18 protein-coding genes are annotated in these 21,164 nt (G+C 62.1%); 9 read left to right on the forward strand and 9 right to left on the reverse strand.

Annotated features, from left to right (window positions below):
• From CBW50_RS26145 to CBW50_RS26155, 3 genes are all read right to left on the reverse strand, one after another.
• Positions 1–292 (reverse strand): hypothetical protein (locus CBW50_RS26145; RefSeq protein WP_139842648.1); only part of this gene is annotated, 292 nt, incomplete at its 3' end.
• A gap of 285 nt (positions 293–577) precedes the next feature.
• Positions 578–865, reverse strand: coding sequence for a hypothetical protein (locus CBW50_RS26150; protein WP_034786045.1), 288 nt, complete (start codon positions 863–865; stop codon positions 578–580).
• A gap of 179 nt (positions 866–1,044) precedes the next feature.
• Positions 1,045–1,737, reverse strand: a complete 693-nt coding sequence (locus tag CBW50_RS26155) for an ABC transporter ATP-binding protein (RefSeq protein ID WP_086148219.1) — start codon at positions 1,735–1,737, stop codon at positions 1,045–1,047.
• Positions 1,738–2,050: 313 nt separating this feature from the next.
• Here CBW50_RS26155 and egtD point away from each other — a divergent pair, with 313 nt between their 5' ends.
• Both egtD and egtB read left to right on the forward strand, forming a co-directional pair.
• Positions 2,051–3,043 carry an L-histidine N(alpha)-methyltransferase gene (gene egtD, locus CBW50_RS26160; protein ID WP_226936458.1) on the forward strand — a complete coding sequence of 331 codons (993 nt, stop codon included), beginning with the start codon at positions 2,051–2,053 and terminating at the stop codon, positions 3,041–3,043.
• A 147-nt stretch (positions 3,044–3,190) separates the two neighbouring features.
• Positions 3,191–4,435: an ergothioneine biosynthesis protein EgtB gene (egtB, locus tag CBW50_RS26165; RefSeq protein WP_086148220.1), complete on the forward strand. Its 1,245-nt coding sequence runs from the start codon at positions 3,191–3,193 to the stop codon at positions 4,433–4,435.
• Positions 4,436–4,440: 5 nt separating this feature from the next.
• Here egtB and CBW50_RS26170 read toward each other — a convergent pair whose 3' ends face one another.
• Both CBW50_RS26170 and leuA read right to left on the reverse strand, forming a co-directional pair.
• Positions 4,441–6,051, reverse strand: a complete 1,611-nt coding sequence (locus tag CBW50_RS26170; protein WP_172404894.1) for a methyl-accepting chemotaxis protein — start codon at positions 6,049–6,051, stop codon at positions 4,441–4,443.
• A 168-nt stretch (positions 6,052–6,219) separates the two neighbouring features.
• Positions 6,220–7,926 carry a 2-isopropylmalate synthase gene (gene leuA / locus CBW50_RS26175; protein WP_086148221.1) on the reverse strand — a complete coding sequence of 569 codons (1,707 nt, stop codon included), beginning with the start codon at positions 7,924–7,926 and terminating at the stop codon, positions 6,220–6,222.
• A 450-nt stretch (positions 7,927–8,376) separates the two neighbouring features.
• Between leuA and tssF the strand changes: the two genes are divergently transcribed.
• The 5 genes from tssF (at position 8,377) to CBW50_RS26200 (ending at position 17,728) form a co-directional block, all read left to right on the forward strand.
• A complete protein-coding gene (gene tssF / locus CBW50_RS26180; protein WP_172404895.1) occupies positions 8,377–10,251 on the forward strand; it encodes a type VI secretion system baseplate subunit TssF in 1,875 nt (624 codons plus the stop codon).
• Positions 10,215–11,246 (forward strand): type VI secretion system baseplate subunit TssG, encoded by a 1,032-nt coding sequence (gene tssG, locus CBW50_RS26185; RefSeq protein ID WP_086148223.1) that lies wholly within the window; start codon positions 10,215–10,217, stop codon positions 11,244–11,246. Before tssF ends, tssG begins: the two co-directional genes overlap by 37 nt.
• Positions 11,247–11,325: 79 nt before the next feature.
• Positions 11,326–14,079: a type VI secretion system Vgr family protein gene (locus tag CBW50_RS26190; RefSeq protein WP_086148224.1), complete on the forward strand. Its 2,754-nt coding sequence runs from the start codon at positions 11,326–11,328 to the stop codon at positions 14,077–14,079.
• A 40-nt stretch (positions 14,080–14,119) separates the two neighbouring features.
• Positions 14,120–16,342, forward strand: coding sequence for a DUF3274 domain-containing protein (locus tag CBW50_RS26195; RefSeq protein WP_086148225.1), 2,223 nt, complete (start codon positions 14,120–14,122; stop codon positions 16,340–16,342).
• A 33-nt stretch (positions 16,343–16,375) separates the two neighbouring features.
• Positions 16,376–17,728: a hypothetical protein gene (locus CBW50_RS26200; RefSeq protein WP_086148226.1), complete on the forward strand. Its 1,353-nt coding sequence runs from the start codon at positions 16,376–16,378 to the stop codon at positions 17,726–17,728.
• A 14-nt stretch (positions 17,729–17,742) separates the two neighbouring features.
• Here CBW50_RS26200 and CBW50_RS26205 read toward each other — a convergent pair whose 3' ends face one another.
• From CBW50_RS26205 to CBW50_RS26220, 4 genes are all read right to left on the reverse strand, one after another.
• Complete coding sequence (locus tag CBW50_RS26205) at positions 17,743–18,012, reverse strand: barstar family protein (protein WP_253252001.1); 270 nt, start codon at positions 18,010–18,012, stop codon at positions 17,743–17,745.
• A gap of 14 nt (positions 18,013–18,026) precedes the next feature.
• Entirely contained in the window at positions 18,027–18,383 is a 357-nt protein-coding gene (locus CBW50_RS26210; RefSeq protein WP_086148228.1) for a hypothetical protein, read from the reverse strand.
• Between the two features lie 31 nt (positions 18,384–18,414).
• A complete protein-coding gene (locus CBW50_RS26215; protein WP_086148229.1) occupies positions 18,415–18,675 on the reverse strand; it encodes a hypothetical protein in 261 nt (86 codons plus the stop codon).
• A gap of 113 nt (positions 18,676–18,788) precedes the next feature.
• Positions 18,789–19,268 carry a hypothetical protein gene (locus tag CBW50_RS26220; protein WP_139842649.1) on the reverse strand — a complete coding sequence of 160 codons (480 nt, stop codon included), beginning with the start codon at positions 19,266–19,268 and terminating at the stop codon, positions 18,789–18,791.
• Between the two features lie 149 nt (positions 19,269–19,417).
• Between CBW50_RS26220 and CBW50_RS26225 the strand changes: the two genes are divergently transcribed.
• Both CBW50_RS26225 and CBW50_RS26230 read left to right on the forward strand, forming a co-directional pair.
• Positions 19,418–20,326 (forward strand): patatin-like phospholipase family protein, encoded by a 909-nt coding sequence (locus CBW50_RS26225; RefSeq protein WP_086148231.1) that lies wholly within the window; start codon positions 19,418–19,420, stop codon positions 20,324–20,326.
• A 59-nt stretch (positions 20,327–20,385) separates the two neighbouring features.
• A complete protein-coding gene (locus tag CBW50_RS26230) occupies positions 20,386–20,790 on the forward strand; it encodes a heme-binding protein (RefSeq protein ID WP_086148232.1) in 405 nt (134 codons plus the stop codon).
• Positions 20,791–21,164 lie beyond the last annotated feature (374 nt).

Raw genomic sequence — 21,164 nt, forward strand, 5'->3', positions numbered from 1 at the left:
CCACGTCGATGGCGGCCGGCGCACCGTCGCGCGACGGCGTGGCGGCGCCCAGGTAGCGCGGCAGGTCGGCGCTGCTGGCCAGCAGCGAGCTGCCGTCGCACAGCAGCAGCTCCACCACGTCGGCAGGGCCGATGTCGAGCGAGACACGGCTGCTGCCGACGCCGCGCGCGCCGGACAGCACGTAGCTTGCGCTGTCCCAGCCGGGCGCGACGGGGCCGTCGCCGGCACGGGCAAGGGGATCGCGCGTGAGCGTCAGGCGCAGCTCGGGCGGCGCGGGCAGGTCGCTGGGCATGCTGTCGGGACGGTGGCCTAAAAGCTGACCTTGATACGGGAGACGGGAGTGCGTGTTGCGTCAGATCAAGCGAGGGCGGGAATTCTGTCGGGCGAGGGGCGTGGCAAGGCGAACGGAAGGGGGCTGGAGCGGGTGGCGGCAGAAACGGACAGCAAGGTTTGGGCTGGGTCTCTTCGCTATCAGGCTCGGGTGCTCTGCGGTGAGCGAACTGCGCGAATTTTATGGCAAAAGTTCATGGCGCCGGGGACCTGGGTGCCTGGCATGGCAATACTGCAGCAAGATGTTTCAATGTACCGGGGTGGCCGATAGTTCCTTCAGTTCGCGGATGGTGATATCCGATTTTTCATGCATGCGCAATAAAATCGTTGCACCGACCGACAATTTGCCGTGCCGAATCTTGCTGATGATGGGGGGCTGGACCTCGAGTACACGGCACAGTTCCGCATCATTTTTCAGATTCATCTTCTCGATCAGGGTATCGAGCAGCTTGTTGGGCACAAAACTCGATGGTTCGAGCGCGCGCGCCCGGTTCATCGCTTCAATCATTTCCAGCTTCTTTTGCCGAACGTTCATTTACTCCTCCTTCAGGTTATGCAAGGGACGAGACCACACTTATGCGGCCCCGGCTATAGTTCGTCATCGCAGTACTGCTGTCTGGGTGACGTGACAACATTCGCGTTAAACATTGATAACCAGGCAAGTGTTTTCAATAATACTACGATAACAAAACTTGTGACAGATGGTCAGTTAAATTAACTGATTGTTTGATCAATTCGGTTGACGATTGTTGTATTTTGTAATCCGCTCTTCGTTAGTATCATGGTCCTGTCCGCCATTTCGGCGGCGGCCAGCGAGTGCGTGACCATGATGGCGCAACTGCCGTTGGCCTTGATTTCGGCGCGCAGCAATTGCAGGATGCTGTGCGCCGTGTCCGGGTCGAGGTTGCCGGTCGGCTCATCGGCCAGCACCAGCGCCGGCTTGTGCACGAGCGCGCGGGCGATCGCCACGCGCTGCATTTCGCCGCCGGACAGCTGCTGCGGAAAGTCGCCGCCGCGTCCGCCCAGTCCGACCGCCTCGAGCATGCCGGCGGCACGCTCCTGGGGCAGGCCGTTGAGCAGCAGCGGCAGGGCCACGTTTTGCAGCAGGGTCAGGTGCGGCAAGACGTGGAAGGCCTGGAAAATAAAGCCCATGCGGGCACGACGCAGCCGGGTCGCGGCGGCGTCATCGAGGCTGGACATGGCAATGCCGTCCACCAGGATAGGGTGCGCTTCGGCGCCCGCATCGGGGGTATCGAGGCCGGCGATCAGGTTCAGCAGGGTCGATTTGCCCACGCCCGAGTCGCCCATGATGGCGATGAATTCTCCCGCCCGGAAGCGGCAGGAAAGGTTCGCCAGGACGGGCCGGGCATTGGCATAGGACTTCGACAGATGGCGCAATTCGAGCATGGTGTTAACGACTATCGTAAAGGGAGGCACGCGGGGGAGAGGGAGGCCTGGGAACTGCAATGGCGCGCGGATTGTTTGGCCGGCAATGTGGAGTATACGACAGGCTTATGCTTTTTGCTTGGCAATACCAATTTTGTGTGCACGCCGCGCGTTTGACCTTAAGTTACCTGGCGCACGGCTGGCTTGCGCGGATTCCGCTATGATGGAAAAAAGTCATCGGCAAAGGCGCCCGCAGACCGCTGCGGCTGGGGCGGCGCGCCCGGTGGCTGCCCGTGCAAGCCCTTCGTGAACCTAACATTGACGACGCCAGCCGATGACCACGCCACCCGCGCAGCACCTGTCCGATTTGTATCCCGCTAGCAACATAAAAGCGGCCAGCGCCACTCCAGCCACGATAGCCGAGATCAGCGCCGGCCTGCTGACGCGCGACGCCTGGACTTCGCCCAAGTACCTGTACGACGCGCTGGGCTCGAAACTGTTCGAGGCCATCTGCGCCTTGCCCGAGTATTATCCGACGCGCACGGAGGCGGCCATCTTTGCCCGCCACGGCGCCGATATCGCGCACGCGGTGGGGCCGGGCAGCACCCTGATCGACCTGGGCGCGGGCAATTGCGCCAAGGCGGCCAGCCTGTTTCCCCTGCTGCATCCGGCGCAATATGTGGCCGTGGATATTTCCTATGATTTCCTCAGTGAATCACTGAGCCGCCTGCAGCAGCGCTTTCCGCATATCGAGATGACGGGCCTGGGCCTGGATTTCTCCAGCCGCCTCGATTTGCCGGCCAGCGTGCGCGCCGCGCGCCGCCTGTTCTTCTATCCCGGCTCGTCGATCGGCAATTTTGCGCCGGAGCAAGCCATCGCCTTCCTGCGCCGCCTGCGCGCCAATTCCGACGGTGACGGCGGCCTGCTGATCGGCGTTGACCTGATCAAGGATGACGCCATCCTCGATGCCGCCTACGACGATGCGCTGGGCGTCACGGCCGCCTTCAACCTGAACATGCTGCGCCATGTGAACGGTTTGATCGGCGCCGATTTCGACGTGCGCGCGTGGCGGCACCACGGGTTTTTTAATGCTGACGAGAACCGCGTCGAAATGCACCTGGAAGCGCGCAGCGACCAAGTTGTCCACTGGAAAGGCGGCCAGCGCCGCTTCGCGAAAGGCGAACGCATCCATACGGAAGACAGCCATAAATATACGCGGGCGACCTTTGTCGGCTTGCTGGAGCAGGCGGGGTTTTCCACGGTGCAAGTCTGGACGGACCCGCAGCAGTGGTTTGCCGTCATGTACGCCAGAGTGATCCGAGACTAACAACGCCTGACCAAACCTGCTGCGCGTCGCGCTTTGCGGCCTGCGATGCTCACCGTACTAAAGTACGGTTGCGCTTCCTAGCCACCAATCACTGCCGCTTGCTACGGTTTTGTCAGGCGTTCAAGATGCCAACACAAAAAAACTACCATGCTGATCGATCATTACCATACCGTGCGCCAGCACTCGCTGCGGCTGGCCGCACCCCTGTCCGACGAGGATTGCGGCGCGCAGTCGATGCCGGACGCCAGCCCCGTCAAATGGCATCTCGCGCATACCACCTGGTTTTTCGAAACGTTTATTCTGGAAAGCATGGAAACGGCGTTCGCGCCGTTCCACCCCGCCTTCCGCGTGCTGTTCAACTCGTACTACAACGGCGTGGGCGAGAAGCACCCGCGGGCCCAGCGGGGCTTGCTGACGCGGCCCGGCATGGCGCAGGTGCGCGCCTACCGTACGGATGTCGATGCGCGCATCGCCCGCCTGCTGGCCGGCGAACTGGCGCCTGAGGCGCGTGAACGGCTGAGCATGCTGCTGGCGCTGGGCCTGGAACACGAGCAGCAGCACCAGGAGCTGCTGCTGACGGATGTCAAACACTTGCTGGCGCAGAGCGCACTGTTTCCCGCTTATCTGGACAATGCGCCGGACGGCAGGTTTGCGCCAGGGCAACAACAGGCAGCAACTGCGGCCTGGCTCGCCTTCGACGGCGGCCTGGCGCAGATCGGCCACGCGGGCGATGGTTTTTGCTTCGACAATGAATTGCCGCGCCACCCGCAGTACGTGGCGCCGTTCCAGCTGGCCAGCGCCCTCGTGACGAACGGCGAATTTCTCGCCTTCATCGAGGCGGGCGGCTACCGCACGGCCCATCTGTGGCTGGCCGAAGGCTGGGACTGGGTGCGCAGCCAGCAGCTGCAATGTCCGCTGTACTGGCAGCGCGATGATGCGGGACACTGGCTGGAATTTACCTTGTCCGGCCTGCAGCCGCTTGACCCGGGCTTGCCGGCCACGCACCTGTCGCTGTTCGAGGCCGACGCCTATGCGCACTGGGCCGGCGCCCGTCTGCCGACGGAAGGGGAGTGGGAGCTGGCCGCGCAGGGCGTGGAGGTGGCGGTGGGCCGGCTGCACCCGGCGGCCGTCACGCCGGGCGGGGGATTGCGGCAAATGTTCGGCCACTGCTGGCAGTGGACCAGCAGCAGCTACGCGCCCTACCCGGGCTACCGCACGGCGCCGGGCGCGCTGGGTGAGTACAACGGCAAGTTCATGCTGAACCAGTATGTGCTGCGCGGCTCTTCGTGCGTCACGCCGGCCGGCCATGCGCGCGCCAGCTACCGTAATTTCTTTCCGGCAAGCGCGCGCTGGCAGTTTGCGGGCATCCGCCTGGCGCGCCAGGTGGAATAGCGGCCTTACTGCAAGCGCTGGACGGCGGGCGCGGCGGGGCGGGCAGGCGCCTTGCCGGCGGCAGGCGCCGGCTGCTCCAGCTTGAACTGGCTGACCAGCGCTTCCAGTTCGCCCGCCTGTTCATGCATGGCGGCTGCCGCGGCGGCGGCCTGCTCGACCAGGGCCGCGTTCTGCTGCGTCGTCTGGTCCATCTGCATGATGGCCGCGTTGATCTGTTCGATGCCTTCGCTCTGCTCGTGGTTGGCGACGCTGATTTCGCCGACGATGGCGCTGACCCGGCCCACGCTGGTCACCACTTCCTCCATCGTGCTGCCGGCCTGGCTGACCAGCTGCGCGCCCTGGCCGACACGGCTGACGGAGTCGGCAATCAGTTCCTTGATTTCCTTCGCCGCCGCCGCCGAGCGTTGCGCCAGGTTGCGCACTTCCGAGGCCACGACGGCGAAGCCGCGTCCCTGCTCGCCAGCCCTGGCCGCTTCCACGGCCGCGTTCAGGGCCAGGATATTCGTCTGGAAGGCGATGCCGTCGATGACGGCGATGATGTCGACGATCTTGCGCGAGGAGGCGTTGATGGCGTCCATGGTGTCGACCACCTGGGCCATGGCCGTGCCGCCGCGCTGGGCGATGGCGGATGCCGAGCGGGCCAGACTGTCGGCCTGGCGCGCATTGTCGCTATTGCTGCGCACGGTGCCGGTCAGCTCGATCATCGACGAAGCCGTTTCTTCCAGCGCGCTGGCCTGCGCCTCCGTGCGGGCCGACAGGTCGGCATTGCCGCTGGCAATCTGGCTCGACGCCACGGCTATCGTGCCCGTGCCGCCGCGCACCTGGCCTACCAGGGTGGCCAGGTTGCGGTTCATGTCGTGCAGCGCGCGCAGCAGCTGGGCCATTTCATCGTTGCCCTCGGCCACGATCTTGCTGCTCAAGTCGCCCGCCGCCACGGCTTGCGCCACGCCAAGCGCATAGGCGACGGGCGTGGTGATCGAGCGCGTGACCCGCCATGCAAAGAGTATGCCCAGCAGCAAGGCGACCGTGCCCAGGCTGGCCATCAGCACATTTGCCGTGGAGATATTCTCGTGGATTTTCTGGCCGCCATGCACGACCACCTGGCGCTGCAGTTCGTTCAGGCGATTGACCGTATTTTGCAGCTGGTTCAGGGCGGGCAGGGTGTCGTCGCGCACGTGTCTGGCCGCTTCCGCGCGCTGGCCGGCCACCAGCAGCTTGTCGGCCTGGCTGAACGAGACCACATAGGCCTTGCGCTGCTGTTTCAGGGTGGCCAGCAGTTCCTTGGGCTCAGGCAACACGATCAGGCGGTCGAGGATGACCAGCGCCTCGGTGATGGTGGCCTTGTTGGCGTCGATTTCCCCGTGGATGGCGCTGGCGCGGGCCGGATCTTCATGGATGAACAGTTCCAGCACCAGCGCCGCGTTCGAGCGCGTGGTGCTGCGGATGGTGGCGATGGCATCCGCCTTGGCCCAGTCGCGTTCGATAATGGCGTCGCTGAGCGCGCCGATCTTGTCCAGCCTGAACAGGCCCGTGCCGACCAGCACAGCCATCAGCAGCAGCACCACGCCAAAGCCCGCACCCAGGCGCGCGCCTATCTTCATGTCCGTCAATTTCATACTCATTCCCTCGGTAGCTAATAGTCTGTCCCCGGTGGTCTTATTATGAGTCGATTATACGGCGCGTGATACTTCTTTTGCAGCAACAATTGCCCTACGGAAATGAAAAAGCGGCACGGCGATCAAGCCATACCGCTTTTTTTCCCCGTGTGAGAGGGAAAGCCGTTTTTAGGCGGCGCTGGCCGCCACGTCGGCCGCTGTTGTTTTTTCGGCTTCCGTCTGCCCGATGCGGCGGTTCACGGCCGACAGCACGGCCTTGAACGAGGCGGTGACGATATTGCTGTCGATGGCGGCGCCGAACAGGGTCGGACCGTTGTCGAGGCGCAATTCGACGTAGCAGGCCGCCTGCGCGTTGGCGCCGGAACCGATCGCGTGCTCATGGTAATCCATCAGCTTGATGTCGAGACCGAGCGCATTGACGAAGGCGTCGATGGGGCCGTTGCCGCCGCCCTGCAGGGCCAGCGGCGTGTGGCGGTGCGACAGGCTGATGTCGATCTGCACGGATTCATCGCTGCTCGTGTCTTCCACCATGCGGTGCGAGGCGTAGGCGTAGGGCGCCGTCTGCTCCAGGTACTCGCGCTGGAAGATTTCATGGATATCCTGGGCGGCGATTTCGCGGCCCGTGGCGTCGGCCACGGCTTGCACGGCGCGCGAGAATTCGATCTGCAGGCGGCGCGGCAAGACCAGGCCGTATTCCTGCTCCAGCAGGTATGCCATGCCGCCCTTGCCGGACTGGCTGTTGACGCGGATCACGGCGTCGTAGCTGCGGCCCAGGTCGGCCGGGTCGATCGGCAGGTAGGGCACTTCCCAGATGCTGTCCGGTTGTTGCTTGGCGAAACCTTTTTTGATGGCATCCTGGTGCGAGCCGGAGAAGGCCGTGAACACCAGGTCGCCCGCATACGGGTGGCGCGGGTGGACGGGCAGCTGGTTGCACTCTTCCACGCATTTGCGCACGGTGTCGATGTCGGAGAAATCGAGGCCCGGATGCACGCCCTGCGTGTACAAATTCATCGCCAAAGTGACGAGGTCGACGTTGCCGGTGCGCTCACCATTGCCGAACAAGCAACCTTCGACGCGGTCGGCACCCGCCATCACGGCCAGCTCGGCCGAGGCGACGGCCGTGCCGCGGTCATTATGCGGGTGCACGCTGATGATGATGGAATCGCGGCGCGCCAGCTTGCGCGACATCCATTCGATCTGGTCCGCATACACGTTCGGCGTGCTGCATTCCACGGTCGATGGCAGGTTGATGATCATCTTGTTGGCCGGCGTCGGCTTCCAGATGGCGCTGACGGCGTCGCAGATATGCTTGGAGAAATCGAGTTCCGTGGTGGAGAACGATTCCGGCGTGTATTCGAAGCCCCATTCCGTTTCCGGATGCTGGGCCACCAGCTGTTTGACCAGGGTGGTGCCGGTGGTGGCGATCTGCGTGATTTCTTCGCGCGACATGCCGAACACGACCTTGCGGAACACGGGCGCCACGGAGTTGTACAGGTGGACGATGGCGCGCTTGGCGCCGACGACGGACTCCACCGTGCGGCGTATCAATTCTTCGCGCGACTGGGTCAGCACGATGATGGTGACGTCGTCCGGGATGCGGCCTTCATCGACGAGTTTGCGCACGAAGTCGAAATCCGTCTGCGATGCCGATGGGAAACCCACTTCGATTTCCTTCAGGCCGATGGCGATCAGCATGTCGAAGAACCGCAGCTTCTTTTCCGCGCTCATCGGCTCGATCAGGGACTGATTGCCGTCGCGCAAATCGGTGCTCATCCAGATGGGCGGCTTGCTGATGATCTGGTTCGGCCATTGACGGTCGGTCAATTTGACGGGAGGAAAGGCGCGGTATTTGGAAGCTGGGTTTTGCAACATCATGATCGGGTACTCCTGAAGATAGGGGGAAATCAACGGTTGTGGCGCAAGCTTGCCGGGCGGCCACGCAACACTAGGCCAGGCAAGCGATCGGTAGCGGTAGCAGGGCGGCCGCGATGCCGGCAGGGGCGGTCGCAGCGGGGATTACGTGTACGTATGGGGATGGTGCAAACATCATCAAACCTTCCAGGGTTTTTGAAACACGCCGGCGTGTGGCCAGGCGAAGCAATGCGGCAAACTTATGCGCGTGCTAGGTGTAGTCGCGATAGCGACAGCAGGGAAGGGGAGGAATGTTTGAAGGAGGACATGCATCCAATGTAAGGGAAGTGGGGCGCGGCTGTCAAGCAGATTTCAGCCGGGAACGCTGCTGCTGCCATGCCGCGGGTCGACTTATTGTTCTTGCGCAACTTACTTTTCTATCATTGTTGAATAATGCGGATTCCGTCTGGCGACATGTGTCGCCCGTCCTGCATGGGAGTCGGCTGCATGGAATCTTTGCTGAAATACTATGAACTGGAACTGGGCATGTTGCGTACGCACCAGCAGGAATTTGCCGTCCGCTATCCTGGTGTCGCTGCCGCACTGGGTATCGTGGGCAGCAACTGCCACGATCCGCATATCGAGCGCCTGATCGAGGCATATGCGCTGTGCAATGCCCGTACGGCCAAGAAGATCGATGATGCGCGTCATGTTTTCACCGAGTCCATGCTGGAAGTGAATTTTCCACACTACCTGAGGCCGTTTCCAGCGTGTTCGATTGCCCATGTGGATGCCAGTGGTGCGCTTGGCCAGGCCCGTGACGGCATCGACACGCTACCGCGCGGAACCTTGATGCATGCACCGCCATATCAGGGTGTCGTCTGCAAGTTTCGCACCGTCTATGATGTGGTGCTGGCGCCGCTCAGCCTCGCTGGCGCGCGTTTCGTTTCCATTCTTGACGTGACTGCGGCGATTAATCTGCCGTCCGAGATATCGACCGCGATTGCCATCGATATCGTGTCCACGTCGGCCACAGGCACGCTGGAGCAACTGGCCTTGCCTGGCGTGCGCGTCTTCATCGACGGCACGCCATCGCTGACGGCCACCTTGCGCGATGCCCTGTTTCTGCACGCCGCGTACGCCTGGATCGAAGCCGGAGGCGCGCAGTTGCCGCTGGCGCAAGTGCCGCTGCGCGCCGTCGGGTTTTTGCCGGAGGAAGCGCTGTTGCCGCGCAAGCCGGGTTCCCATCGTGCCTATTGCCTGTTGACCGAATACTTTGCCTTCCCTGACAAATTCCAGTTCTTCGATATCGACCTTGGCTTGATCACACCGCTTTTGCCGCCTGGATGCCGGCATTGGACGCTGTATGTCGGCCTGCGGGACATGCCCGTCAGCAGCGCTGGCGCACGCCTGCTGCGTTCTGTATCGGCAAGTAATTTGTTGCTTGCCTGCACGCCGGTGATTAATCTGTTCCAGCAAGCGGCAGCGCCGATCAGGCTGACGCACATGCACAGCGAATATCCGTTGCTCGCCGAACATAAATATGCGCACGCGTACGACATCCATAGTGTCGATGCCGTGCGCCTGGTGCGGCACGGCGCCCATGCCGGCACGGTGACGCACTGCCAGCCGTTTTATGCCATGCACCATGGGCAGGCTGGCGGAGCGAAGCGTCGTTACTGGGTGGCGCGGCGCGATGAAGCGCGGGCGCTCAGCCATCCCGGTTACGAAAGCAGCCTGGCGTTTGTCGACAGCGACGAGGACGATACCTATGACGGCCTGGCGACGGTATCGGTCGACCTGACGTGCAGCAATCGCGATTTGCCGAGCGCATTGCCATTCGGCGCGCCCGGCGGCGATCTGCGGCACGAGGGCGCTGCCGGCGCGCTGCCGGTGCGCCTGTTGCGCCAGCCCAGTCCGGCGTATCGCTTCAAGACCGACTTGCCTGCGCAAGCCCGTTTGCTGGCATTGTTGTCGTTGAATCATCAATCTTTGCTGGCCGATGGTGTCGCGCTGTTTCAGGAAATGCTGACACTGCATGATTTGCCCGCTTCCTTGATGTCACAACGGCAAATTCAAGGCATCAAGGCCTTGACGCAGCGCGCCAGCAGCACCTGGATGCCCGACGCCAGTGGCGGCGTGCTGGTGTTTGGCATCGATGTCTTGCTGACGGTGGATGAAGAGGCCTACGTCGGCAGTGGCCTGCATATCTTTGCGCAAGTGATCGAGCATGTGCTGGGCATGTATGTGCATGTCAACAGCTATTGCCGTTTGTTCTTGATTTCGCACAAGAGTGGGAAGGAGCTGCTGCGATGCCTGCCCCGCAATGGCCAGCAAGCACTGGCGTAATCGCGCTGCTGTCCCAGGCGCCATACCGTTTTGGTTTCTTTCAGGCCGTGCGCCTGCTCGAACGCTGGCTATGCCGGCAGGGAGCGTGCGCCGATTCCGCATTGCACGATGGATTGCGTTTCCATCAGAGCGTTGCGCTGGCCTTTCCTGCCTGTGAAATAGAGGCAGTGTGGCATGACGGCGAGCATGGCCGCCTGCACCTGCGGCCCAGTTTCATGGGCTTGCTGGGCGTGAATGGCACCTTGCCCCTGCACTATACGGAACGCCTGATTCGCCAGGAACGGGCCACGGGCAATGCCGGCGCGCGAGCCTTTCTCGATGCCTTGTCGCAACGCGCCCCCGTGCTGTTTTATCAGGCCTGGGCCGGCAGCCGGATCGAGTGTCAGGCCGACGCAAGCGGCCGCCCCGGCTTCCTGTCGTTGCAGCTGGCGCTGGCTGGCGCCTGGCCGTCGCGCCTGGCAAGTGCTGGCGCGCTGCCGCCGGAAGCGCTGGCTTACTACGCGGCGGCACTGCGGCAGCGGCCCGTCAGCGCCGCCTTGATGGTCGACGTGCTGGCTGATTATTTCGGCGTGCCCTTGCGCATCGAGTCCTTCGTCAGTACCTGGCACGTGCGCCCAAGCAATGAGCATTCCCTGCTCAACCTTGGCAATGTGAGTCTGGGGCAGGGTGCCATGCTGGGTGAGCGCTGCCGGCGCCGGGACTTGCGCGTGCGCCTTTACCTGGGTCCTCTGACGCGGGCACAGTTTGACGATTTTCTTCCTGGAAATTCAGGCGCGCTGGCCTTAAAAAGCATGTTGAGCCTGTTTGGCATGCCTTCCATGCAATACGAAATCCGTCTGATCCTGCGCACTGCGGATGTGCACGGCAGCAGCCTGACGGACAGGATTGGGCAAGGGGCTGCTTGCCTGGGGCAGGCAGCGCGTCTGCTGGCGGGAGAGGCACGCAGCGATTGCGACGCCATGCACTATGACCTCCGGTTTCCCGGCGCCGCTTGATGTGCCGCAATTGGCCGTCGGCAAATGCATGAATACTGATGAGCTGGGAGCGAGGCGTATCGGCATTGAGGGAGATGGAATGGATAGCGCGGACGAATTCATGCAATTCATGCTGGCGGACAAGGAATTGAACTCCAGCAACCGGCCGTTGCGCCTGCGGCTGGCGTATGCGGACGGAATCAACGACGATGTGCTGTTGCCGCAGCGGGTAGATGGCCGCGAAGCCATTTGTGCTGGCCTCGAGTACAGCATAGGTTGCGTCTCGCTTGACGCGCATTTGCCGCTCAAGCAGTTCATCGGTGTGCCGGCCGAGTTGCAGATTGTCACCGATACGGGGCAATTGCGCAGCGTGTGCGGCATCGTCGCGCAGGCATCGGCCGGACTGAGCGATGGCGGCCTCGCCACTTACCGGCTGGTGCTGCACGATGCGCTGACCTTGATGGAAAAGCGCCGCAATACGCGGGTTTTTCGTGCCAAGACGGAGCTGGAGATCGTCGAACTGCTGATTGCCGAATGGCGGCTGGGCAACAGCATCATCGGTGCCACGTTCGCTTGCAAAATCGATCAGGCCCTGGCCGGCCGTCACTTTCCGGCGCGCGAGTTGACCATGCAGCACAATGAATCCGATGCCGCATTCATCCGGCGCCTGCTGCGGCGGCGCGGCATTTCCTGGGTCATCCAGCCTGGCGCCGCACAACATGGGGTATCCGACGCCATGCCCTCGCACGTTTTGTTGCTGTTCGACGACGCCAGCCGCCTGCCGGAGAATGTGGCGCCGGTCATCCGCTACCACCGGGCGGATGGCACTGAAGAGAGCGATACCATCACGGCCTGGGGCGCCGTACGCACTTTGCAGGCAGGCAGCACGGGGCGCCATAGCTGGGATTATGCTGCGCCGCGCAACCGCCAGTTCATGCAAACGGATGCGGGCGCGATGGCGGACCAGGGTGTCAGCGGCAATAGCCTGGCAACCAGCCTCGACGACTATTTTGTGGCGACGCCGCACTTGGGCAACGATGCAGAAGATTTTCGCCAGCTGGGTTTGCTGGCGATGGCGCGCCATGACGTGGAAACCAAGTGTTTTCATGGCGAGGGCGTGGTGCGCTCGCTGTGCGCCGGCCAGCAGTTCAGCCTGGAAGGACATCCGGAGATCGACCGGCACCGGCCGGATGGCCGGCGTTTCCTGGTCACGGCATTGGAGGTGCATGCCAGTAACAACCTGCCGCAAACCCTGGATGCCCGCCTCGCGCGCCTGTTCGCCTCCAATGGCTGGCAGGCGCAAGGAACGTCCTGGCTGCACGGCGAGACGGGGCCGGAAACGCCGCGTTATCGCATGCGCTTCAGTTGCGTCCGCTCCAGCGTGGTGCTGGTGCCCGCCTTCGATCCGCAACGCGATGTGCCCCAGCCGCAACTGCAAAGCGCTATCGTCGTCGGACCTGCCGGCGAAGAAGTGCATTGCGACGAACAGGGGCGCATCAAGGTGCGTTTCCCTGCCACCCGCGCGGCAGACCATGCGCACGCGCAAGGTTCCGGTGCCTCGGATACGGAGCGCGACACAGCCTGGCTGCGCGTCGTCGGCAATTGGGCTGGCGACGGACAGGGCAGCGCGCACCAGTGCGGCACCTTGGCATTGCCGCGCATCGGCTCGGAAGTGCTGATCGGATTTTTGGCGGGCGACCCTGACCGACCGATTGTACTGGGACAATTGTTCAACGCCGTGGCGCCGCCGCCGGCCCTCAGCAAGCGCGGCGCGCTGCCGGGCAACCGTTACCTGGCGGGCATGCGCAGCCGCGAAGTGCGCGGCCAGGGCGGCAATCAGCTGCGTTTCGACGATACGCCCCGGCAAATTAGTGCCCAGCTGGCCAGCGATCACGCCGCCACTGAGCTCAACCTGGGATTCCTCGTCGAGCCGCGCGCGGGCGGCGCTGGCCGGCAGCGTGGCGACGGATTCGAGTTGCGCAGCGATCACGGCGGCGCCGTGCGTAGCGGCAAGGCGCTGCTGCTGTCTGCCTGGCAGCGGCTCGACGCGACAGGCGGGCAGTTATCGGCCGAGGAACATCTGGCGTTGATGCAAGAGTGCCTGGACCTGTTCAAATCGCTGGGCGAGTACGCTGGCGCGCACCAGGCGCTGCCGGTCGACGCAGCGCCCGCCGCAGCCTTGAAGGAGGCGGTGGCGGGTGCCGAGGCGCCTGCGGCCAGCCTGACGGCGCCTGCGGGGCTGGCGCTGAGCAGCCCGAAGACCATCGTCAGCTACGCCGGCGTGAATGTCGACACGGTGGCGCAGCAGCATGTGCACGTGATCGCGGGCCAGCGCTGCAGCATGCAGGCCGGCGAGGGCGTTTCCGTGTTTGCCCACAAGGGCGGCATCACCCAGATTGCGCACCATGGCAAATTTCTCATGCAGAGCCAGTTTGACGAGATGCAGCTGAACGCCGCCAGGGCCCTGAAATTGACGGCCAATACCCGTCTGATCGGCATGGCGCAGGATGAAATCACGTTCATGACGGCCGGTGGCGCCTATCTGAAACTGGCGGGCGGCAACGTGGAACTGGGCGGCCCGGGTGCGCTGACCATCAAGACCGACGGTCATCACTGGAATGGCCCGGCCAGCAGCAAGGCTGAACTGCCCAGCTTTGACGAGGGCGACCTGGGCCGCTTGCCGCAGGTGCTTTCCGGCCTCGATGGCAGTCCCGTCGGCGGCGTCAAGATCGTCGTCGAGCGCGAAGATGGTTCGCAGCAAGTGGTCGATGCCGACAGCGAAGGCAAGGGTGCCGCCATCGTGGGCGACAGCCTGGAAAAACTCAAGGTGCGTATTTTCAGGCCGCGCGACTGAGCGTGGATAGTGCGTTGCCCATCATTCACGGGAGTCAGGCATGAGCGTACACAAGCCCAAGGCAGGTTCCCTGCCCTTCGATGAAAGCAAATACCTGCAGATAGGCGAAAAAGACGGCTTGCTGCGCTTCGACCATGACACGCTGCCGATTACCACGCGCCTGCCCTTGCCAGGCATCATGATCTTCGTGCATGGCGTGAATTCCGATGGCGAATGGTATGACGAGGCGGAAACTGGTTTGTGCGCGGGATTGAATGCGCGCTTGCACCGGCGCGTACACGATGCCGGGCGTGGCGCCCAGGAAGGCATTGCCTTGACGCCGGCCCGCTATCTGAAACAGCTGACGCGCGACGGTTTCATTAACCCGCTGATGAAACCCAGAACCTTCATGGAAGGCGATGGCTATTCGCCCGTGATCCGCTTTCGCTGGGGCTATGCAGCCAATGATATCGAGTTGCAGACGTATGGCGACGGCATATTCCTGAACGAACAGAATTACTGGGGCGGCGGACCGTTCGCCAATGGCTGCACTTCGCTGCCGGACCTGTGGAGCGAAGGCCTGTCGGACCAGCTGTTCCTGTGGATGCAGATCCAGCACATGAATCCGACCAATGACCGGCAGGTGTACGCCTGCCCGCCACGCCCGTATTTCGTGCTGGCCGCCTACCGCCTGGCCCGGCTGATCGAGGCCATCCGGAAAAAGCAGGCCGATGTGCCGATCACCATCGTGTGCCATAGCCAGGGCAATATGGTCAGCATGGCAGCGGCCTTCCTGGGCGAACGCCTGCCCAAGGTGGCTGATTCCCAAGGCAGGCTGTGGCCTTGCATTGCCGACAATTATGTGTTGTGCAATCCACCCTACAGCGTGGTGGAAGACAACATGGCGGAGAACTGGACGTCGTCGAACCTGAAAGCGGCCGATGGCAGCACGGGCCGCCAGACGGCCGCGGCGCGCATCGACACGCTGGCGGCCTTCTTTGCCCTCATCGGCGAGCGGCGCGCCGCACAATGGCCGGCCGAAAAAATCGACCATGCCATGAGCAGTGCGCACCACCCATTCAAGGCGCAGCACGATATTGACAGTTATGGCGTGCGGGGCGCGACCGTGGGACGCGTGACCCTGTATTGCAATCCGCACGACCAGGTGATCTCGTCCCTGACGGTGCAAGGCATCGGCTGGCGCGGCCTGGCCGGCCCAGTGCTGGACAAGAATGGCCTGCCAAAGAAAGACCGCCAGGGCAAGCTCGACCCCGGCGAAATCGCCAGGGCAGGCGGCGAGGGAGTATTTACCCAGCGCGTGTTTGCCGAGGGTTTTCCTGTCGGCGTAAAAGGCGCGTACGACTACTGGGGTGATCACCGTCCTGCCATTGATTTTGGCAGCGACCATTTCTGGAATCCGCCTTCCATGATTTCCACCTATAGCGTGGAAAAGGGGGTGGAAGCGCAAGAGAACTGGCTGTTCCAGATACTCACCGTGGCGTTTGCGCCCATCGCCATCGTGGCCACCACCTTGATGCGCAAGCGTATCAATGCCTCGCCCGACAAGTACTGGAAAATCCCGCTGGAAGCGCCCGACCTGCCAGAGAGCTTCTTTCCGCAGGCGAAGTTATTTGGCGCTATCTGCCCCAGTTTCGACATGGGACTGCATCCGCATGGCTGGAATCGCAACAAGGATGCCGCCCATCCGGCGGGGGACCCGTTCCATGGCGAGCGCGAGCTGTCGATACCGCGCGGCGGCCTGCATGGCGAAAAACAGCGCACCGATGCCGCGCGCGGCAACGAGGAGAGCGAAGCGGCCCTGCAATACGAATACCACGCCTCCCTGCGCATGATGGCCAAGCGCGAAGGCAAGGTCGGGAAAGACAAACAAGTCACGGAAGAAGACCGTCCCGAGACGGCGAGTGCGCAATACACGGCATGGCGCCATCGGAAAATCCAGGCGGGACTCGCTGGCAACGTCGGCACCTATGCCACCGATCACTCCACCATCCTGACCAATAGCGAGCACTCCAGAAAGGCGCTGGCGTATGACGTGGCCGTGGGCTGTTGCCATCTGCTGGAAACGGATTTGCGGGAGTTGAGGACCATGGCGGATTGGCGGTTTCTTGACGATCTTGCGGGCCCTGAATATATAAATATGTCTATTGAATATTTTTACGAAGGAAAAGTGAATGGAGTCGCGCCTTCGAAGTGGGTAAGAGAATCAGTAGATGGTGTAATGCCACAAAAAATAAGAGATTCACGTGAAAATAATTTGACTTAATTTCTATTTAAATGTATTTGTATAGGAGGGAGAATGGCTAAGAATTTCATATTTACCTCTGTCGCGGCGATCATGGCGACGGTAGGGCTATCGTCATGCGTACTTAAATCGGAACCAATTATCGATAAAAGCAAAACTGGTACTGCTGATATTGGCGTGCCTTTTACTGCCCAAGTAGTTGGGGTGCAATGGCTGAATCCGCTTCATAGACAAGATTATCCTACAGAATGGCAGCTATTGTGGACTCTAGGGAAAGTGCGTCCAAATAAAAAAGACGACATGATGGAATTATATCCGGCTATATTTTCGAATGTCAGATCAGTTGCAGGGATAGCATCTTCGAACGAAGGGAAAATTAATTTTAGTAATTTCCATGTTAAGTATGTTAGGCAAATAATAACAAAATTCCATGGCATGTATTTTTCCAATCCCACCTATTTTTATAACGCCCACGACTTCAAACACAAAAAAGGCTGGAATGAATTGGCGGGTATTCATGTCGAATACGCGGTGCCCGCAGAGCGGTTTGATCCCCTTCTCGCCGGGGAAGACTTGCGCAAGCAAATTACAAGTACTTTTTCCATCGGCAACCCGAACTTCCCCAACTCCTGGACCAAGTCCACCCCGCCCGACGTGCGCGTGACGGCCGGCGGCGCGAATGCCGGTTTTATCTCTCTGGCCGCCGCCCTCGATTATCTGCAGGCGCATCCGAAGGAAACGGTGTGGGTGATGAGCTGGGATGCGCCCAGTTTTCCGAAAGATGAGCAGATCAATGAAAACATGGTCTTGCTGGTATTGGCAGGTCCGAACTACAAGACGGAGCGCGATGCGCTGGCGTGGATAGGCTATCCGGCCACGCAGCAGGTCGGTGCCTTTACGGCGCAAAAGGGCTTGCCGCCGCCTACGGTGCAGGCGTGGCAGGCGACCTTGGCCCAAGCGGCAGGCAACGGGCGCAAGAGCGAGGTGGATATCGGCTATGTGATCCATGACGCGCACAACACGCATCGGGCTTCATCGGACCGCATCGGCCACCTGGCGCAGACCTTGACGATGGAATTGCCGGCTTTCGATTTTCTCCGGCAGACTTTCAACACTCCGGCCTTGCTGGGCGAAATGGGCGCCGCCACGGCCTTGACGAACGTGGCGCTGGGCATCGCGCAGGCGAATCACTTTGGTCAGAACGTGCTGGTGGCGGGCACCAGCGACGCGGCTCAGACGACCGGCGTGCTGATCTTGCCGCCGGCTAAGGTGCGGCCGATCGACCCCGTGAAACCATGGTTCCGCGCGCGCGGCGGCGGCAATGCCTATCTGATGTGGTGGGGCATCCGCCATGCCTGGGCCACCTTGGATGCGGGACAGTTCAATGAGCAGGGATATTCGAAGTAATCGATGGTAAAAGCTCAGGCATGGCGCACCTGCGCCGCCTGGGCCGGCATGTCCTGCGCCATGCGCGCCAGGATGCGCTGCAGCATGGCCGCATCGTGGGGCAGGCGTGCCGCGAAGGCTGGCCAGCCGTGCAGCTCCAGCTGTTGCGGCATGTCCACCAGGCCCGTGATGGCGTCCCAGAACGCATCCCAGTTCATGCCGTAGAAGGAAGGGAAACCCAGCGTGGCCGCCAGCGCCGCGTGCAGCTGGCGCGGCGTATTGATCTCGCTCAAATCGATTGTCACAAGGGTTTGCCTGTTCACAGTATGCCTTTGAGCAGGTTCTGCAGGTTTTGCCGCATGCCGCCCACCACAGACGCGTGCTGCTCCAGGATGGCGGGCGCATCCTTGAATGGTGCCGGGTCGAGGTACAGGCGCGGCAAGTCGGCCACGGCCACGCCGCGCGGGCCGCCGCGCAGGATCTCGTCCACGTGCTTGTTGATCGAGCCGATGGCCGCCTGGATGCGCGGCGTGGAAGATGCCGCCAGACAGGCGGCCAGCGCGGCGTCGAGTTCGGCGCGCGCGGGCGCCTGCGGCAGCACGGGGGCGGCGATCTGTTCCAGCGGCGACATGTTGACGGCTGGCTTGCGGTAGGCCAGCAGGGTATCGAGCGCCATCAGCCGGTGCGCGCTGCCCCGTTGCAGCCAGTCAACGATTTGTGGCCAGGGCCGCCGCCACGCCCCATTGCCCGGCCACGGGCGAGCCGACATTGGCCTCTAGCCAGGCGATGGCGGCCGGATTGCCCGTGTAGGCCAGCAGGATGGCGTTCGACGAGCGCAGCATGGGTGCCTGCGTGGCGAGGATGGCGCTCAGCCAGGCGAGGGCGCCATCGGGCGGCTGCCTCGATAACTGTTCTGCAAATGGGGCGCTCAGGGCGCGGCTGTCGGAAAATTGATATTCGTCGGACATGTTGAGCGATTTGGCGAGTAATACGATGTTAGGGCGATTCGATATGCGAACCAGCTATCCCATGGGCAGGGTTGTCCCATGGACAGGATGCTGCGTCCCGGCCGAGTTGGCTGCTACTGTTCCGATTTTTGGCAGCGTGCGGAAAATTGCAAGGCGATGCTGTTTTCAAACGGGGAATTGAATTCGCCCTTTACCTGCGTCAAGTTGCCGGTAAAGCGCATGGTCAGCGGGCCGCTGCTTGGCCCCGCGTCATACGTGCAAGACAAGCTGTCGCCGCTTTGCCGGCAGCCGTAGAAATTACTCGCCTTGCCGCGCCCGTCAATGATGTGGGTGCCTTGCGCGCCGTGCCGGTCGGGGGCGTCGAAGCTGAGTTCAATCGTGTGCTCCTCCTGATCAGGGGGAATCTGTATGTTGCCCGTGCAGGTAAAGCCCGCCATCCTTTCCGCGATGCTATCTGGGCGCTGCGTTGCCGCCGCAGGGGTGGCGTTGGCGCAGGCTGCGCCGAGCAGGGTAGCAACGAGCAAGCATGGGTGCGCGATGAGGCGGAACAGGTCTGTTTTCATAAGCCAGCAGGTGGGGAGGTGGGAAACCATGCGCCAGTCTAGCAGCCGGCGCGGCGCGCACGGTTCGGAATCTTGTCATTTATAAACATTTAAGACGGCCTTCAGTGCGGGCGGCCCCGCTTGCGCTACAATCGGCTCTCCTTTGTTGCCACTGCCGCGTGCGGTTCTCCCCTGTCACTATGTTCCCTAAACGCCTGACCCTGCTTGCCCTGGCCGCCTTCGTGCTGGCCGGCTGCGATACCACCGCCCCGAAACCCGTACAAGTATTGACGCCGCCGGAACCCGTCGTCGCTCCTCGCAAGATCAGGATCGGCCTGGCCCTGGGCGGCGGCGCGGCGCGCGGCTTTGCGCATATCGGCGTGATCAAGGCGCTCGAATCGCAGGGCATCCACGCCGACATCGTCACCGGCACCAGCGCCGGCAGCGTCGTGGGCGCCCTGTATGCGGCGGGCAACTCCGGCTTCGCCTTGCAAAAGATGGCCTTCGACATGGACGAGGCGGCCATTTCCGACTGGGCCTTGCCCCTGTTCGGCAAGTCGTCCGGCGTGCTGAAGGGCGAGGCGCTGCAAAGTTATGTCAACAAGGCCGTCGGCGGCGTGCCGCTGGAAAAACTCAAGATTCCATTCGGCGTCGTGGCAACCGATTTGAAAAATGGCCAGCCGATTCTGTTTCAGCGTGGCAACACCGGCATGGCCGTGCGCGCCTCGTCGGCCGTGCCGGGCGTGTTCCAGCCCGTGACCATAGCCGGCCACACCTATGTCGATGGCGGCCTGGTCGCCCCCGTGCCCGTGCGCTTTGCGCGCGACATGGGCGCCGACTTCATCATCGCCGTGAATATCTCGTCGCAAACGGATGCGCAAAAGGCCATCAGCTCGATGGAAGTGCTGATGCAGACGTTCGCCATCATGGGCCAGCGCATCAACCAGTTCGAACTGAAAGATGCGGACGTGGTGATCCAGCCCAGCCTGGGCACCATGAAAGGCAACGATTTCAACAGCCGCAACCAGGCCATCCTGGCGGGCGAGCAGGCGACGTTTGCCGTCATGGCGCAGCTTAAGCAAAAGCTGAAGGCCAAACGCGAGCAGTAAGCAGTGGTTTTACCGCGCATTTCGTATACAATTTTGCTTCAACATAACAAGGATGCACCATGCAATCGAAACCGATTTTGACCCTGGACGACGTAAAGAAAATCGCTGCCGCCGCCGAAGCGGAAGCGGTCAAGAATAACTGGGCGGTCACGATCGCCATCGTCGACGACGGCGGCCACCTGCTGTGGCTGCAGCGCATGGACGGCGTGGCGCCGATCTCGTCGCACATTGCCCCGTCGAAAGCCAAGACGGCCGCCCTGGGCCGCCGCGAATCGCGCATCTATGAAGAGATGATCAACGGCGGCCGCGTGTCGTTCCTGAGCGCCCCGGAAATCGACGGCTTGCTCGAAGGCGGCGTGCCCATCGTGTACGACGGCCACTACGTGGGCGCCGTCGGCGTCTCGGGCGTCAAGTCGGCGGAAGATGCGCAAATCGCCAAAGCCGGTATCGCCGCCTTGGTGTGATGGGCACCTGGCCAAACCTACTGCGCGGCGCGCCTTGCGGCCGGCGATGCTCGCCGTACTTTAGTACGGTTGCGCTTCTCGGCCACAAATCACTGCCGCTCGCTACGGTTTTGCCAGGTGCCGTGACGTCAACTGTGATTTGTGTGATTTAAGTAATAACCGCAATTGTGTATTCAGAAGAATGAACTAGCCGCTCCGCGCAAGCCGGGCGGCTTTTTTCATGGGGCTGACCCGTCCTGGAATAAGTTGACACTTTTTCGTTACAGAGAAGGAGTGTCCGATGGAACAAGGGTTTCGACGCAGTCAGCGAGATTACAGCCTGGCTTTTAAATTGAGCGTTGTCGAGCAGGTTGAAAAAGGCGAGATGACGTACA

This window comes from Janthinobacterium sp. GW458P, from assembly GCF_002127585.1.
Taxonomy (GTDB): domain Bacteria; phylum Pseudomonadota; class Gammaproteobacteria; order Burkholderiales; family Burkholderiaceae_D; genus Janthinobacterium.